Annotated in this window: 18 protein-coding genes; 1 reads left to right on the forward strand and 17 read right to left on the reverse strand. The window is 71.9% G+C overall.

The window, feature by feature from the left end; genetic code table 11:
- Position 1: 1 nt before the first annotated feature.
- Both ACFHVL_RS07860 and ACFHVL_RS07865 read right to left on the reverse strand, forming a co-directional pair.
- Positions 2-202 carry a DUF397 domain-containing protein gene (locus ACFHVL_RS07860; protein ID WP_416626573.1) on the reverse strand — a complete coding sequence of 67 codons (201 nt, stop codon included), beginning with the start codon at positions 200-202 and terminating at the stop codon, positions 2-4.
- The gene (locus tag ACFHVL_RS07865) at positions 189-1,091 is read right to left on the reverse strand and encodes a helix-turn-helix domain-containing protein (protein WP_416626575.1); all 903 of its coding nucleotides are present in this window, start codon (positions 1,089-1,091) and stop codon (positions 189-191) included. Before ACFHVL_RS07865 ends, ACFHVL_RS07860 begins: the two co-directional genes overlap by 14 nt.
- A 122-nt stretch (positions 1,092-1,213) precedes the next feature.
- Here ACFHVL_RS07865 and ACFHVL_RS07870 point away from each other — a divergent pair, with 122 nt between their 5' ends.
- On the forward strand, positions 1,214-1,873 hold the full coding sequence (locus ACFHVL_RS07870; RefSeq protein WP_416626577.1) for a helix-turn-helix domain-containing protein: 660 nt from the start codon (positions 1,214-1,216) through the stop codon (positions 1,871-1,873).
- Positions 1,874-1,903: 30 nt separating this feature from the next.
- On the opposite strand, the gene ACFHVL_RS07875 is transcribed toward ACFHVL_RS07870, so the two are convergent.
- The 15 genes from ACFHVL_RS07875 to ACFHVL_RS07945 all read right to left on the reverse strand — a co-directional run bounded on the left by ACFHVL_RS07875 (position 1,904) and on the right by ACFHVL_RS07945 (position 15,472).
- Positions 1,904-3,076 (reverse strand): acyl-CoA dehydrogenase family protein, encoded by a 1,173-nt coding sequence (locus ACFHVL_RS07875; RefSeq protein WP_416626579.1) that lies wholly within the window; start codon positions 3,074-3,076, stop codon positions 1,904-1,906.
- Positions 3,066-3,860: a thioesterase family protein gene (locus tag ACFHVL_RS07880; protein WP_416626581.1), complete on the reverse strand. Its 795-nt coding sequence runs from the start codon at positions 3,858-3,860 to the stop codon at positions 3,066-3,068. The genes ACFHVL_RS07875 and ACFHVL_RS07880 overlap by 11 nt, the downstream gene beginning before the upstream one ends.
- A gap of 4 nt (positions 3,861-3,864) precedes the next feature.
- A complete protein-coding gene (locus ACFHVL_RS07885) occupies positions 3,865-4,455 on the reverse strand; it encodes a hypothetical protein (RefSeq protein ID WP_416626583.1) in 591 nt (196 codons plus the stop codon).
- Positions 4,452-5,312 (reverse strand): HpcH/HpaI aldolase/citrate lyase family protein, encoded by an 861-nt coding sequence (locus tag ACFHVL_RS07890; protein WP_416626584.1) that lies wholly within the window; start codon positions 5,310-5,312, stop codon positions 4,452-4,454. Before ACFHVL_RS07890 ends, ACFHVL_RS07885 begins: the two co-directional genes overlap by 4 nt.
- Positions 5,312-6,469 carry an acyl-CoA dehydrogenase family protein gene (locus tag ACFHVL_RS07895; RefSeq protein ID WP_416626585.1) on the reverse strand — a complete coding sequence of 386 codons (1,158 nt, stop codon included), beginning with the start codon at positions 6,467-6,469 and terminating at the stop codon, positions 5,312-5,314. Before ACFHVL_RS07895 ends, ACFHVL_RS07890 begins: the two co-directional genes overlap by 1 nt.
- Positions 6,470-6,495: 26 nt before the next feature.
- Positions 6,496-6,960, reverse strand: a complete 465-nt coding sequence (locus tag ACFHVL_RS07900) for a Zn-ribbon domain-containing OB-fold protein (RefSeq protein WP_416626586.1) — start codon at positions 6,958-6,960, stop codon at positions 6,496-6,498.
- A complete protein-coding gene (locus ACFHVL_RS07905; RefSeq protein WP_416626587.1) occupies positions 6,960-8,117 on the reverse strand; it encodes an acetyl-CoA acetyltransferase in 1,158 nt (385 codons plus the stop codon). The genes ACFHVL_RS07900 and ACFHVL_RS07905 overlap by 1 nt, the downstream gene beginning before the upstream one ends.
- Positions 8,114-8,563, reverse strand: coding sequence for a MaoC/PaaZ C-terminal domain-containing protein (locus ACFHVL_RS07910; RefSeq protein ID WP_281554296.1), 450 nt, complete (start codon positions 8,561-8,563; stop codon positions 8,114-8,116). Before ACFHVL_RS07910 ends, ACFHVL_RS07905 begins: the two co-directional genes overlap by 4 nt.
- Complete coding sequence (locus tag ACFHVL_RS07915) at positions 8,560-9,063, reverse strand: FAS1-like dehydratase domain-containing protein (protein ID WP_281554295.1); 504 nt, start codon at positions 9,061-9,063, stop codon at positions 8,560-8,562. The genes ACFHVL_RS07910 and ACFHVL_RS07915 overlap by 4 nt, the downstream gene beginning before the upstream one ends.
- A complete protein-coding gene (locus tag ACFHVL_RS07920; protein WP_416626588.1) occupies positions 9,063-10,340 on the reverse strand; it encodes a Rid family hydrolase in 1,278 nt (425 codons plus the stop codon). The genes ACFHVL_RS07915 and ACFHVL_RS07920 overlap by 1 nt, the downstream gene beginning before the upstream one ends.
- Before the next feature lie 14 nt (positions 10,341-10,354).
- Positions 10,355-11,713, reverse strand: a complete 1,359-nt coding sequence (locus ACFHVL_RS07925) for an MmgE/PrpD family protein (protein ID WP_416626590.1) — start codon at positions 11,711-11,713, stop codon at positions 10,355-10,357.
- A 10-nt stretch (positions 11,714-11,723) separates the two neighbouring features.
- Positions 11,724-12,971 (reverse strand): CaiB/BaiF CoA transferase family protein, encoded by a 1,248-nt coding sequence (locus ACFHVL_RS07930; RefSeq protein ID WP_281554292.1) that lies wholly within the window; start codon positions 12,969-12,971, stop codon positions 11,724-11,726.
- Complete coding sequence (locus ACFHVL_RS07935; RefSeq protein ID WP_416626592.1) at positions 12,968-14,005, reverse strand: LLM class flavin-dependent oxidoreductase; 1,038 nt, start codon at positions 14,003-14,005, stop codon at positions 12,968-12,970. The genes ACFHVL_RS07930 and ACFHVL_RS07935 overlap by 4 nt, the downstream gene beginning before the upstream one ends.
- A complete protein-coding gene (locus ACFHVL_RS07940; RefSeq protein WP_281554290.1) occupies positions 14,002-14,535 on the reverse strand; it encodes a MaoC family dehydratase in 534 nt (177 codons plus the stop codon). The genes ACFHVL_RS07935 and ACFHVL_RS07940 overlap by 4 nt, the downstream gene beginning before the upstream one ends.
- 160 nt (positions 14,536-14,695) lie before the next feature.
- Positions 14,696-15,472: a FadR/GntR family transcriptional regulator gene (locus tag ACFHVL_RS07945; protein WP_281555537.1), complete on the reverse strand. Its 777-nt coding sequence runs from the start codon at positions 15,470-15,472 to the stop codon at positions 14,696-14,698.
- Between the last annotated feature and the right edge of the window lie 17 nt (positions 15,473-15,489).

Below are 15,489 nucleotides of genomic sequence, written 5' to 3' on the forward strand. Positions count from 1 at the left end.
GTCAGTCGGTCAAGTCGAACGCACCGAGCTTCGCGCCGCCGATGAACGCCTGCCACTCAACCTGCGTGAACGTCAGGATCGGCCCCTGCCCCCGGGCCTTGGTGTCCCTTACCCCCACAGCGTTCCCGCCCAGGTGAGCGACCTCTACGCACGCACCGTTGTTGCCGGATCGGCTGGACTTGAACCACTTAACCGAGTCCATCCTTCTTCTCCTGAATCAATCGGGTGGACTCCCTGGGCGACAGCGTCAGGGAGAGCAGGTGATCGAACACGCCCGTGAGCCGCCGGATCTCGGCTGGCGACTCCAGGAACAATTCTCCGGCCAGGGTCTCGATGTAGCCAAGGGGCGGGTCACCATCCGCGAACGTCAGGACGTCGAAGCCGCCGTGCACGGCGAGGTGGGCACCGGCGGCGAGCGTCAGGACCTGCACAGTGACATTGGGCAACGCGGAAACCTTGACGAGGTGATCAAGTTGCTCGCGCCGCACGTCGGCGTCGCTGACCTCCAACATCAGCGACTGCTCCGTGATGATCGCGTGCAGCCGAAGCGGTGGCTGGCGCGCCGTCAGCACTTCCTGACGCTTGAGACGCGCCTCGACACGCTGAGCGATCTCCTCCTGGTCGGTCTCCCGACCGATGCGGATCACCGACTCGGCGTACGCGCGGGTCTGGATGAGCCCAGGGATGAGGGTCGGCTGAAACTCGCGGAGTTCGACAGCCTCGGCCTCGTAGGCGATGAACGTGGCGTAGCGGGCCGGCAGCGTGTTGAGCCGCTGCCACCAGCCCTGTTCCCGCACCTGCTCGGCCATGTTACGGAGGGCCAGCCCGTGCTCTTCGTCGTGCGGGACGCCGTAGGCGACGAGGATCTCCAGCACATCCCGCGGACGCGGCTTGATGTCGCCGGACTCGATACGGGCGATCCGCTGCTGCGAACACTTGAGCAGCCTGGCCGCGTCTCCCTGCGTGAGACTGCGTGCCTCGCGTAGCCGCCGCAGCTCCCTGCCGAGACGGCGAGACCGAGGCGTCGGTGGAGTGAATCCGGCCATGCGTTGATCCTCCCTTATGCGCCACCAGCGAGTCCACGTAGGCATCGCGGCCTGACACTTGCCTACATCGTACGATGCTGCAACACTATCGAACAGTAAGGCCGCGACGCAAAACGGCGACAGGTTGCACTCGTACGCATTTCCCGGCAGACGAGACAGGTGATCAAATGGATTCGGCCCTCGGGACGGTTACTTCTGATCAGATTCGCGAGGTGCAGAAGTCGTTGGGTCGTCGGCTAGCCCACTGGCGCAAGGCCGCCGGCATGACCCAGGCTGCCCTCGCCAAGCGGACCGCCTACTCCCGAAGTGCAGTAGCCAATGTAGAGATCGGCCGAGAGTCGATACCCCGTAGCTTCTGGGAACGCGCCGATGGCGAACTTGGCGCCGGAGGAACGCTGGTGGATGCGTTCGACAAGCTCCATACCCTGGTCAACACGCTCCGGGCCCATCGCGCGTGGGCCGCCGAACGGGACAGACTGCGACACCGTCAGGCAGCCGTCCCGACCTACCCGGCTGACGGATGGACGGCCAGTTCAGCCGGCTGTGAATGCGCGATCACGATCGCCCGATGGGGCAGGCAGGAAGTTCTCGCGTTGAGAGAGGCATTGCGGCTCAGCGTCGAAGCGTTCGCCGAACGGATTCGCGTCGCCACTTCGACCGTCACCGCATGGGAGGACTACAGGCAGCCGACGCAGCCCAGTCTGGCGATGCAAGCGGCTCTCGACGACCTACTCAAGATCGCCGATCAGGATGTCCGCACCCGCTTCACCAAGATCCTTCGGATGCCGCCAGCATCCAGCGACCTTCTCGACGCGCCTGAAGTCTGATCGCCAGGTAGTGAGGACTGTGGATCCCGGTCAGAGCAGGCGGGCCACCTCGTCGCGCATCACCTCGGTGGAGCCGCCGCCGATAGCGAGGAACCGCACGTCGCGGGCAATCCGCTCCACCGGACCGTCCTGCACGAACCCGGCACCGCCGAGAAACTGCACCGCACTGTACGCGATCTCGTTGGCCAGCTCCGGCAGCTGCGACTTGAGCACGGCGGCGTACGCCCGCGTGTCGGCACCCCGGTCGGCCTGCGTGGCGGCGTGGTACAGCAGCGTCTTGCCGGCGGCGAGCCGGCCGACGAGGTCGGCGACCCGGTGCCGGATCGCCTGCTTGTCCCAGAGCACCCCGCCGTACGCGGGTCGGAGCCGCACCGAGGCCAGGACCGCGGCCAACGCCGCCTCGGCCAGCCCGACCACCTGCGCGGCCAGGCAGAGCCGCTCGTGGTCGAGGCCGGCCATCATCAGCGCGAAGCCGTCTCCTTCGGCGCCGATCCGGGCGTACGCCGGCACCCGGCAGCCGGTGAGGACCAGCTCGCCGGTGTCGGAGCTGTGCCAGCCGGACTTGCCGAAGGTGCGGCCGTTGGCCAGGCCGGGGGTGTCGCGTTCGACGGCGAACAGCGACAGTCCGTGCCGGCCGGGGCCGCCGGTGCGGGCCACGACGAAGAAGATCCCGGCGATGTTGGCGTTGGTGATGAACGTCTTCGTGCCGTCGAGCAGATAGCTGTCCCCGTCGCGGCGGGCCCGTACCGCCAGCCGGGTCAGGTCGGAGCTCGCGTCCGGTTCGGTCACCGCGAGCGCGGCGACGGTCCGCCCGGCCAGGATCCCCGGCAGCCAGCGGTCGATCTGCCCGGCCGTGCCGGCGCGGGCCAGGTGCAGCGCCGAGAAGTCGGTGTGGGTACCGACCGAGCTGGCGACTCCGCCGAAGGTGGACCGGGCCAGTTCCTCGTTGAACACCACCGCGCCCCGGACGCCGGCACCCCCGCCGCCGAGCTCCGGCGGAAACGACAACCCGAGCAGGCCGAGCTCGCCGAGGCGGGCGAAGGCGGCGGGCGGCACCCGCCGTTGCCGTTCCCAGTCGGGCGCGGCGGGCACGATGTCGCGGGCCACCACCTGGCGGGCAAGGGTGCGCAGCGCCCGATGCTCCTCGGCGAGGAACGTGGCGTCCAGGGCGAGGCCGGCGAGGATCCGGTTGTCACCGGTCACCTGCGGCTCCCGGCGTCGGCTCGGCCGGCGTCGGCTCGGGGTGTGGCTCCCGCCACTGGATCGCCCGGCCCTGGCTCAGCCGCGCCACCGGGTTGCCGGACCGGTCGTGCAGCGTCGACTCGTCGACACAGAAGTCGGTCGTCGACCAGACCGTCCGGTTGGTCACGTGGTGCCACTGGCCGGCGACGTCACCGAGGTCGGGGGCGAAGTGGATGGTGAAGTCCACCGACGGCACGAAGTGTGGCGGCTCGGCCAGGGCGAACAGCCCCGGCGGCAGCGCGTCGAGATAGATCGAGGCGACGGCGTGCGGGCCGAGCGTCTCACCCAGATCGGTCTGCGGCGAGATGCGGACCCACGCGGCGGTGCCGTCGGCGAGGCTCGGCGGGCCGGCGGCCCGCACGTCCAGTTGGGCGCTGTAGGCCAGCGGCCGGTGCCGGGGCGCGTACGCCGGCAACTGCTCGGGGTCGCCCCACGGTGCCGGATCCTCGCGACGACGCCAGCTGAACTCCTGCCCGACCGGCACCAGGGACGCCAGCGCATGCACCCGGGCCCGGCCCTGCTGGGCCAGGGTGATCCGCAGGCTGGTGGTGGACCGGCCCCGGTGCAGCGTCTCGGTGGTCAGCTCCACCGGACCGGGGCGCACCCCGGCCACGAAGTGCATGGTGACGGCCTGCGGGGCGAAGCCGTCGACGCTGTCGGCGGCCTCGACGACCCGGCCGAGGACGAAGCCGCCGAAGATGCCCTGCATGCCGAGCCACCGCTGGGTGAAGACCGGAGCGCCCATCCGGCTACTTCTCCACTCGGACGTAGTCGCCCGGCCGTGGTGCCGGTCCGGTGCCGAGTCGCCGCCAGCCGGACAGGTCGGCGCTGACCACGTCCCCGGTGGCCCCGCCGGGGACCTGGTCGCCGGGCGTCCAGGTGGCACCGGGCAGGTCCAGCAGCACGGCTCCCGGTCCGAGGTGGACGGTTTCGGCGACCGGTGCGGCACCGGCCGGCAACTGGTCGGCGGGATGGAACACCGCCGGGCCGCCGAACCAGGCGAGCACGGTGGCACCGCCGGGTGCCGTCATCCGGGTCCGGACCGCGCCGGCCGGAATGTAGGTCAGGTCGCCACGCCGGTAGGTGGCGTCGCCGAGGTGCAGCTCCCCGGCGAGCACGACGAACTCCTCGTCGACAAGGTAGCCGCCAGCGACGTCGCGGGAGAAGCCCGGCGGGAAGTGGCCGTGCACGACGAACGCCCCCGACCGGGAGGCCAGCCGGGTGAGGTGGAAACCGAGGTTGGCACCGGGCATCGGCACCTCCTGCCACGGATGCCGTGCCGCGGTCAGGTCGACCTGCTCCGGCCGTGGAGCGCGTGGGGCACGGTTGCCGCCGCTCATCCCAGGCCCGCCCGTTCGGCCAGGGTCAGCGTACGGCGGGCGCCACGCAGCACCGCCGCGTCGACCAGCCGGCCGGCCGCGTCCAGCATCACGCCAGTGCCGTCGGCGGTGGCCGCCTCGAGCAGGGCGATGGTGTCGCGGGCCGCCCGGATCTCGGCGGCCGTCGGCGTGTAGACGTGATGCACCACCGGCAGCTGGTTCGGGTGGATGCAGGCCCGGCCGACGAAGCCCTGCCGGCGCAGCCGGCGGGTCGAGGCGTCCAGGGCCGCCTCGTCGGCGGTGATCCGGGAAACCGGGCCGACCGGCGGGTGGATGCCGGCGGCGGCGCTGGCCACCACGACCTGGCTGCGGGTCGGGGCGAGTTCGGCGTCGTCGGCGCCCGGTTCCAGGCCGAGTTCGCCGGCCAGGTCGACCTCACCGAGCTGCAGCTGGTACACCCGGGGCTGCCGGGCGATGGCGGCGATGTCGAGCAGCGCGGCGGCGGTCTCCACCATCGGCATCAGCAGCGTGTCGTGGTCGGCGGCGTCGGCGAGCACCCGGGCGGCGTCAGCGACCTCGCTGGCAGTGCCGACCTTGGCCAGTACCACGCCGGTGAGCCCCGGCTGGCCGGCGACGGCCCGTAGGTCCGTGTCGCGCAGCGGGCCGGAGTTGACCCGTACCCAGATCGGCAGGTCGCCGGGTCCGGCGGTGAGCCAGCCGACGACGGCCTCGCGGGCGGCGGCCTTGCCGGCCAGCGGCACCGCGTCCTCCAGGTCGACGATCAGCGCGTCGGCGCCGCGCCGCGCCGCCTTGGCCAGCTTGTCGGCGGCGTGGCCGGGCACGTACAGGTAGGATCGGGGTGGCACCGGGTCGCCCATCAGACGGTCACCTCGCCACGTACGAGGGCCTTCGCCACGACGGTACGCAGCACATCGTTGGTGCCTTCGCCGATGCTCATCAGGATCGCGTCGCGGTACAGCCGCTCCACTTCGAACTCGGTCGAGTAGCCGTAACCTCCGTGGATCTTCATCGCGTCGATGGCGGCCTCCAGGGCGACCTCCGAGCAGAAAATCTTCGCCATGCCGGTCTGCGCGTCGGCGCGACCCTGGCGGACCGCGTCGGCCGACCAGTACGCCATCAGCCGGGCCGCCTGCACCTGGGTCGCGATGGTGGCGAGCTTGAGCTGGATGGCCTGGAACTCGGCGATGTGCTTGCCGAACGCCTTACGTTGGCGGGCGTAACCGAGGGCCTCCTCGTGGGCCCGCTGGGCGATGCCGACCGACCGGGCGGCGATGTTGACCCGGCCCCATTCCAGGGCGGACAGCGCCTGCTTGAGACCGATCCCTTCGACGCCGCCGAGCAGCCGGTCGGCGGGCACCCGGACGTCGTCGAGCAGGATCTCGCAGGACTCGGTGCCCTTGTAGCCGAGTTTGGGGATGTCCTTGGTGACGGTGAAGCCGGGCAGGACGGCGTCGATCAGCAGGATGCTCATGCCCTTGTGTGCCGGGCTGGCCTGCGGGTCGGTCTTGACCAGGACCGGCAGCGGGTCGGCGTACCGGGCATTGGTGATCCAGATCTTGGTGCCGTTGACCACGTAGTGGTCGCCGTCGCGGCGGGCGGTGGTGCGGATGCCCTGCAGGTCGGTGCCGGCGTCGGGTTCGGTCAGCCCGATGCCGGTGCGCCGTTCACCGGTGGCCAGAGCGGGCAGGTACGCCTGCTTCTGCTCCTCGGTGCCGTGCATGGCGATCATGCGGCAGGCCAGCGAGTGGCTGCCGAGGATGCCGGCGATGCCCATCCAGCCCCGGGAGATCTCCTCGAAGACCAGGGCGAACGACACCGGGTCGAGGTCGAGGCCGCCGTAGGACTCGGGGACGGTGACGCCGAACAGGCCCATGTCGGCCATGCCTTTGACGATCTCCGTCGGGTAGCGGCCGGTCTGCTCCCATTCCCGGGCCACCGGGATTATCTCGCGGTCCACGAAGGAGCGCAGCAGCTGCTGGAACTCGCGCTGTTCCTCGGTGAGGGTGAAGTCCATCGGGGTCTCCTGGGTGGTCGGCGGGCTCAGCGGGGATCGGCCGGCGTGGGTCGGCGTGGCGTGGGTCGACGGAAGACCGGCAGGGCGCGGCCGTCGGGCAGGTCGACCCAGTCGACGGTGACCGGGTCGCCGATCCGCCAGCCGGCATCGTCGGCGTCATCGTCCGGCCCGGTGCCGGGGCTGAAGCCGTCGAGGCGGGTGAGTAGCAGCGGGCCTTCGGCGAGCAGGACCCGGGCGATGGTGTACGGCACCGCCAGGTCACGGCGCGGCGCCCGGTGCACGACGGTGAACGTGTCGACGGTGCCGTCGCCGCTGGCTTCGGTGAAGCCGAGCCGCGTGGTGTCGCCGCAGCGGACGCAGACCGCGCGGGGCGGATGCTGATGGTGCCCGCAGCCGGTGCAGGTCTGCAGCACGAGGCGGTGTTCACGGGTCGCCTGCCACCAGTCGGCGGTCAGGTCGTCGGCGGGTGGTACCTCGGGCAGCGGGTTCATCACGACACCCCCAGCACGACGGTGGCGTGGGTGGACAGGATCGCGCCGGTGCCGTGCGCGACGGCGATCCGCGCGCCCGGCACCTGCCGGGCACCGGCCTCGCCGCGCAGCTGGCGGACCGCCTCGACCAGCAGCAGCACCCCGAACTGGCCGGGGTGGCAGTACGACAACCCGCCGCCGGAGGTGTCCAGCGGCAGGTCACCGCCGGGGCGGATCCGGCCGCCGGCGATGTAGTCGAGCACCTCGCCCTCGTCGCAGAAACCGAGAGCTTCGACGCTGAGCGCGGCGGTGATGGTGAACGAGTCGTACACCTGCAGCACGTCGACGTCGGCGGCGGTGATCCCGGCCCGGGCGAACGCCTCCGCGCCGGCCTCGCGGGCCCCGGTGTCCAGGATGTCGTCGGCGGCGGTCATCGACGTGTTGGTGGAGCGTTCGCCGTAGCCGAGCACCGCGACCGGCACCCGGCGCAGGTCACGGGCCCGGTCCGCGCTGGTCAGCACGATCGCGCCGCCGCCGTCGGTGACCAGGCAGCAGTCGGCGACGGTCAGCGGGGTGCAGACCGTCGGTGCGGCCCGCACCTCGTCGACGGTCAGCGGCGGCGCACCGTGGCGGTAGGCGGCCGGGTTGAGCCGGGCCCATTCGCGGGCGGCGACGGCGATCTCGGCCAGCTGCTCCGGGCTGCCGCCGTAGCGGTGCAGGTACGCCTGGGCGGCCATCGCGTAGTAGGAGATCGGGAACAGCGGCGCGTACGGCGTCTCGAACTGCGCCTCCGGGGTGTGCTCCTCGATCACCCCGGCCAGGCTGCGCGACCGTGCCGACCGCTGGTTGGAGGCAAAGCTGACCACCACGACGCTGGCCTGGCCGGCGTCGATGGCCTGCACGGCGCGGGCCACCATCATCTCGGCGGCGCTGCCGCCGACGAAGCTGGCGTCGACCCAGCGGGGCCGCAGCCCGAGGTGGTCGGCGAGCGCGGTGGTCGAGAAGCGGGAGATGCCGGTGGTGGCCAGCCCGTCGACGTCGGCGAGGGTGAGCCCGGCGTCGGCCAACGCCCGGGTGACCGCCTGGGTCTGCAGGGTCAGCGTCGACGCGGTGGTGACCCCGAGGTCGGATTCGGCCGCCCCGACGATCGCCACCGCCGCCCGGTCCCGCCCGGTCACGGCACACCGTCGGCGGTGCCCGCGCCTGGTCCGTCGGCGGTGCCGAGCAGGACGACAGCCCGGGCCGGCCGGGCCGCCGGACGTTCGGGGCCGTAGTCGCTGGCGGCGATGACGGCGGCCAGTTCGACCTCGATCCGGTCGCCGTCGACCTTGACCACCGTGCCTGTGCAACGCACCGTCTCACCGGCGAACATCAGGTTGCGGAAGGTGAAGGAGAGCTGCCGCACGAAGCAGTACGGCCCGAAGGCGTCCTGTACCAGTTCGACGAAGAGCGCGCCGAAGACCTGGCCGTCGACGACCGGGCCGGGCACCTTGGCGGCCGCCACGAACTCCGGGTCGTAGTGCAGCCGGTACCAGTCCCAGGTGGCGCCGGCGTAGGCGACCATGTCGGCCAGGGCGATGGTGCGTTCCAGCCCCGGCAGGGTGTCACCGACCTGCGCGATCACGTCGGATCACCGCCCATCGCGACCAGGATGATGGTTTCCTCGTTGACCGCCAGCAGTTCGCCGTGCTGGTTGGTGTAGGTGGCCCGGGAGCCGACGACCAGCATGTCGCCGCCGCCCCGGGTGCGTTTCTCGGTCAGGTCGTGGATCTCCCAGGTCGCGGTGATCACGTCGTCGGGACGGACCCGCCGGTGGAAGGTGTACGTGTTGCCGCCGCGTACCTGCCGGGTGCCGGGCACGTCCAGGTGCCAGGAGTGGCCGGCGTAGCCGTCGGAGGCCATCGGCAGCCCGGTGTACTGGCCGGTCTCGCAGATCAGCGTCGGCGGGGCGGTCACCCCGGGCAGGCCGTGCGCCCGGGCGTAGTCGCCGTCGCGGTAGATCGGATTGTCGTCGCCGACCGCCATCGCGAAGTAGCGCCCGGCGGCGGCACCGAGCGCCTCCGGCGCGGTGTAGACCTTGCGGGTGCCGAGCAGCGCCCGCAGCTCGTCGGTGAGCAGACCCATCAGCTACCTCCAGCGGTGCTCGGCCCGTCGGCGGGCTCGACCCGGTCGACGGCCAGCTCGGCCGGTTCGTCGGCGGGCTCGGGGTAGACGGCGGTCGGGAAGACCTCCAGCAGGAACTCGGGGCGCAGCAGCGCCGCGCAGATCGCCCCGGTCGACGCCGGCCAGGGCGGGCTGAGCAGCCGCTCGCGTACCCCGGCGACCGCCCGGTAGTCGCCGATCGCCGAGGCGACGCAGAATTCGGTGGTCTCCACCAGGTCCTGCGGGCCGAGCCCGGCGTGGTCGAGCAGTTCGCGGATCGCCCCGTAGGTCACCTCGGCCTGCGCGCCGATGTCGTCGGGGTGCAGTGCCTGCTGGGTCCGCATGTCCAGGGCGGCGAAACCGGACATGTACAGGGTCCGGCCGGCCTTCACCCCGGGGGCGTAGGTCAGCGAGTCGTACCGCGACCAGCCGGGGTTGACCAGTTCCAGCGGATGCCGCGACGCGGTGACGTCGATCGCGACCAGCGCATCGGGATGGTGCAGCCGGCTCATCAGGATGCCACCGGCTCCCGGGTAGACGCCGGCACCGCCGAGCCGTTCGGCGCGGACCCGGTGGGTTCTGCGGTACACCTCTCGGGTCGCCGGGGTGGAGTAGTCGTAGGTGGTGACGGCGGCGTCGAGCGACAGACCGGCGGCGACGAGCAGGTCCTGCGCCCGGTCCAGGCAGTACGCGTACTGGCTGACGAAGTCGCCCGGGTGGACCACCTCGCCGGTGGCGTCGACCGGCAGCATGGTCGGCAGGTAGACGGCACCGTCGTGGCCGCCGCGCACCGGTGAGGTCACCCAGCTGCCGGCGGCTCGCGGTTCGCTGGCGACAAGCAACTGGCCGCCGCCGCCGACGGCGTGCAGTTCGATCTCGATCAGCGCGGCCCGGCGGACCAGCCGCTCGACCACGACGGTACGGACCACCGGCTGGTGCTCGCCGAACACCTCGGCGCGCACGGCGGCCGCGGCGGCGTAGTCGTCGAGGCCGGCCACGGTGACGTTCTCGGTGACCCGGGTGACGTCGGCCGGTCCGTAGCCGGCGGCTTCCAGGATGGTCAGCACCTTGCGGTACGCGGTGGCGGTCTGGGTGGCCAGGTCACCGCCGACGGTCATCTTGCCGAGCGTGGTGTCGAGCGCGGCGGCGGTGTGCCCGGAGGTCCAGGCGGCGTCGCCGTCGGCCAGCCCGAGGCAGAAGGTGAACCCGTCGTACGGGAACCAGGGGAAGTCGGCGGGTCGGATCGCGGCGGGCGGCACGGGCGTCTCCCTGGTCAGTCACCGGCGGCGGCCAGCGCCGCCATGATCGGGTCGAGGTCGTCGAGGTCGTCGAGGCGGCGCAGCAGGTCGACGACGGGCGCGCCGGCCGGGCCGGCGTTGCCGAGGAACTTGGCGGCCAGTTCGTCGTCGGTCAGCGGGGTGTCCGGGCCGCCGCCGCTGCGCGGCACCGCGCCGCGTACGGTCGTGCCGTCGGCCAGGGTGACCACGACGGCACCGGGGGCGTCGGCGGCGTGCCCGCCGGTGGCGACGATCCGCCAGTGCAGCCGGGCCGCGAGGGCGGTCACGTCGGCGCGGTCGATGGCGTCGGGCCGGTAGCTGGCGGTGGTCAGGTCGCCGTCGAGCAGTGTCGCGGCGACGCTCCACGGCAGCGAGAACTTCGCCGCGTACGGGGTGGCCGGCCGGGTCAGGTCCCGGCCGGGCCCGCAGACCGTGGGTGCCGAGTCGGGGTGCACGTCGACGTCGATCCGGGCGATCGCGGCCGGGTCGGCGGGGAAACCGGGCTGGCGGCGGGCGGCGCGGGCGGCGTCGATCGCGGCGTGCGACAGCTGGCAGGCCGGGTAGGGCTTGATGCCGATCCGGAGGGTTTCCCAGCGTTGGCCGAGGCCGGCGATGATCGACGCCGGGTCGACGGGGCCGGCGGCCAGGGCGTCGAAGACGCCGTGCGGGCCGTCGAAGACGTTCGCCGGGCCGGCCGCGCCGGCGGCGGCGAGCCGGGCGGCGAGGATGCCGGCGTGCGAGGCGAAGCCGGGGTGCAGTTGTTTGGTGGCCGCCCCGGTGTGCAGGAAGGCGAGCAGCCCGCCGGCCTGGCTGCCGGCGATGCCGAGCGCGTCGGTGGCGCGGGCGGCGTCCAGCCGCAGCAGCCGGGCGGTGACCAGCGCGCTGGAGAAGACCCCGGCGACCATGGTGGCGTGCAGGCCGCGGGCGTGGAAGCCGTGCGGGGCGGCGGCGGCGACCCGGCAGACCGTCTCGTACCCGGCGATGGCGGCGTGCAGTACGTCGCGGCCGCTGGCGCCGACCTGCTCGCCGACGGCGAAGGCGGCGGGCAGCACCACGGCGGTGGCGTGCACCAGGCCGGCGGCGTGGGTGTCGTCGAAGTCGAGCGCGTGCACCATGGCGCCGGCGGCCAGCGCGGCGGCGGGGGCACCGATCGAGTCCCGGCCACCGAGCAGGGTGGCTTCCGGTGGGCCGCCGAGGTCGCGGGCGACGTGCAGCGCCGGGTCGACGGTGCCGCCGCGCCGGCCGGCCAGGGCGGTGCCGAGGCCGTCGAGCAGGTGCCGTAGCGCGGCCCGCCGGACCGCCGCCGGCGGGTCGAGCGGTCCGGTCGCCCAGTCGGCGAGCGCTGCGGCGATCATGGCGGGCCGGTCATCGTGCGGTGTCCTCGGAGCCGGCGGCGGCCGGGCCGGGGCTACGGGGGGTGCCGAACGCGCCGGCGGCGGTCAACTCGGCCAGGGTCTGCGGGTCGAGCCCGAGGATGTCGCCGGTGACGGTGGCGAAGTCCTCGTTGCGTTGCGGCGCGCGGCGGTACGCGGGCGGTTCGGCGCCGACCCGCACCGGGCTGGCGAGCTGCGCCACGGTGCCGAACCGGGGGTGTTCGGTGGTGACCACGAGGTCCCGGGCGGCGGTGTGTTCCTCGGCCAGCGCCGCCGGCACGTCGTTGATCGGCCCGCAGGGGATCGCGGCGGCGTACAGCTGGGTCAGCCACTCCTCGACGGTGCGCTGCCGGAAGATCTGCTCCAGTTCGGCGAGCAGCTCGTCGCGGTTGTCGCGGCGGGTGCCGAAGGTCCCGTACGGCGATCCGGCGGCGGCCCATTCGGGGTGGCCGACGACGTCGGCGAGCCGGGTCCAGAACTTCTCCTTGGCACAGCCGACCACCATCCAGCCATCCTTGGCCTGGAAGACCTGGAACGGCACCAGCGACGGGTGCGCCGAGTGGTGGGTGCGGGCCGGCTGGAAGCCGGCGTTGAGATGCCAGGTGGCCGGGTAGGTGAGCATCGAGATCGCGGTGTCGTAGAGACTGACGTCGCAGTCCATGCCGACGCCGTCGCGGCGGGCGGCGTGCACCCCGGCGAGCAGCGAGATGGCGGCGACGAACCCGCCGGAGTAGTCGACCAGGGACAGTCCGGACTTGGTCGGTGGCCCGTCGGGTTCACCGGTGAGCTCCATCCAGCCGGCGAGTCCCTGCAGGATGTAGTCGTAGCCGGGTTCGGCCCGACGCGGGCCGGTCATCCCGAAGCCGGTCAGCGAGACGCAGACGATCCGCGGGTTGATGTGCTTGAGGTCGTCGTAGCGGATTCGCATCTTCTCCGGCACGTCGCCACGCAGGTTGGAGTAGACGACGTCGGCGACGGCGACGAGCTTCTCGAACACCTCGCGGCCGGCGTCGGTGGTCAGGTCCAGTGACAGGCTGCGTTTGTTGCGGTTGAACGTCTCGAAGAACAGCGAGTCCTCGTCCTCGGCGTACGGCGGCACGTAGCGGCCGACGTCGCCGCCGGCCCGTGGATCCTCGATCTTGATCACTTCGGCGCCGAGGTCGGCCAGGTGTACGGTGCCGAACGGGCCGGCGCCGTACTGCTCCACGGCGATGATCCGGATGTCGGCCAGCGGCGTCATGCTGCGGCTCCCGTCAGCTCGGCGATCAGCGCGATGATCTCGTCCTGGGCGGCTCGGGTCTCGGCGGCGGGCAGCCCGTGGGTGGGTGGACTCAACTTGACCGAGTCGGCGATGCCCGCGTACCCGGCGATCCGCTCGGCAACCTCGGCGCGGTCACCCGCCAGGGTCAGCGTGTCGACCATCCGGTCGCTGACGGAGTCGGCGAGGTGGTCGGCGCCGGCGCCGGCCCGGAACGCGTCGATCACCTGTTGCTGGTCGTCGGCGAGGCCGTGGAAGGCGAAGAAGTCGGCGTAGGTGCGCACGGTGGCGTAGAAGCCGACCAGGCCGGCGGCGCGGCGGCGGGCCAACGCCCGGTCGTCGGCGACCGAGCAGCAGGCGGAGACGACGACGTCGAGGTCGGCGCGGGTCCGGCCGGCCCGGTCGATGCCGGCGGTCAGGTCGGGCAGGATCTGCCCGGCCAGGTACGCCGGAGAGCAGAGTTCGTGGCTGATCCAGCCATCGCCGATCTGCCCGGCCAGCCGGGTCATCAGCGGCCCCATCGCGGCCAGGTAGACCGGGATGCCGGCCGGCGGCACCGGGAACGGGCGTTCGTAGCCGCGGATGCGCATCGGCTCGTACTCGCCGTCGAGCATCATCGGTTCGCCGGTGGCGCAGTTGGCCCAGAAGTGCCGGATGTTGCGGACGGTCTCCCGCAGGTGGGCGACGGGTTTGCCGAAGCCGACGTGGTGCCAGTCCTCGTTGAGTCGCCGGACGCCGGAGCCGAGGCCGAGGATGAACCGTCCATCGGAGAGCTCGTCGAGGTCGAGCGCCTCCAGCGCGGTGATCATCGGGCTGCGGGTGAAGGCCAGCACGATCGAGGTGCCGATCCGGGCGGTCGTGGTGGTGCCGGCCAGCGCGGCGGCGGTGCCGGTTGCGCTACGGTGCAGTTCGGAGACCCAGAGCACCTCGGCGCCGGCCTGCTCGGCGCGACGGCCGGCGGCGGCGAGTTCGGCGAGGGTCTCTCCCCAGGGCTGGTAGGTCAGGCGCAGGCTCATCCGGTCGCCTCGTTCTCCAGCGACAGCGGGGTGGCGGCGGCCGGGAAGATCCCCTCGACCTGCTTGGCGCCACGCTTGTAGACGTAGAAGGTGCGTTTGAAGGCGCAGACCTGTGCGCCGTCCTGGTTGAGGGTGCGGGTGCGGACCGTCACGATCCCGGCGTACGGGCGGGACCCGGATTCACGCTTGTCGAGTACCAGCGATTCACTGTAGAGGGTGTCGCCGGCGAACACCGGGTGCGGCAGGACGATCTCGTTCCAGCCGAGGTTGGCAAAGGCGTTCTGGGTGAGGTCGGTGACGCTCTGCCCGACCGCGATGGCCAGGGTCAGGGTGGAGACGACCAGTGGCCGCTCGAACTCCGACCGGGCGGCGTACTCGGTGTTGAAGTGCATCTGGCTGGTGTTCATCGTCAACAGGGTGAACCAGGTGTTGTCCGCCTCGGACACGGTGCGCCCGAGGGGATGCTGGTAGACGTCGCCGACGCCGAAGTCTTCAAAGAAGCGTCCGGTCCACCCCTGCCGTACCGACATCGACCGATCCTCTCGCCCGCCCGTGAACTGCCACCAGCTTATTTGTCTGACTTTTACGAGTCAAGGGTCAGCAACTCAACCAGGCCAACGAAAACGTCCTGCTCAGCACGACAGCAGGGCGTAGTTCCGAAACATCAGGTATTTAGTTGTGAGATTGTCTTCAGTGTCCGTCGTACGCCCGGCGGACGGTACCCAGGTGGGCCCGCATCGCCGCCTGCGCACCCTCGACATCACCGGCCTCGACATAGCCGCAGATCTCGGTGTGTTCGGCGTCGATCTGGCTCCAGTACTCCGCGGGCATGTCGCGGTCGGCGGTCCGCGCCTGCAGCACCCGGAAGACCGGCTCGGCCATCACCCCGAGCAGCTGGTTACCGGTCGCCTCGACCAGCACCCCGTGGAAGGTCCGGTGCTCACGGAACTTGCGGCCGCGGGCCCGAGTCGACTTCTCCCGCTCCACCGCTTGACGCATCAGCACCAGATGTTCGTCGGCGCGGCGCAGCGCGGCCAGCCCGGCCGCCGGCACCTCCAGGCACTCCCGCGCCTCCAGCAGGTTGTCCAACGTGATGTCCCGGGCCCCGGACATCAGCCCGAAGCTCATCTCCAGATACTCGCTCACCTGGTCGAACTGCACCCGGGCCACGAAGGTGCCGCCGGTGGTTCCCCGGGTGGTGCGGATCAGATCCTTGGACGCCAGCACCCGCAACGCCTCCCGTACCGTGCTACGGCTGACCCCGAAGATCTCCGACAGTTCGACCTCGGTCGGCAACCGGTCCCCCGCGGTCAGCGACCCGTCCAGGATCCGCTCCCGCAACTGGTCGGCGACCTGCTGGTACGCGGGTTGGACCCGGGTCACCCCGAGCACCCCAGGATCCCGGCGGTGCCCTGGGATCGCCTTTTCCGACCGGCTCGCCGGCTCGTGCGTCACGTCCTTGGCCATGGTCACTTCGGCTCCGC

The sequence above is a fragment of the Micromonospora sp. LOL_023 genome (genome assembly GCF_048060115.1).
In the GTDB taxonomy this organism is placed as follows: Bacteria; Actinomycetota; Actinomycetes; order Mycobacteriales; family Micromonosporaceae; genus Micromonospora_E.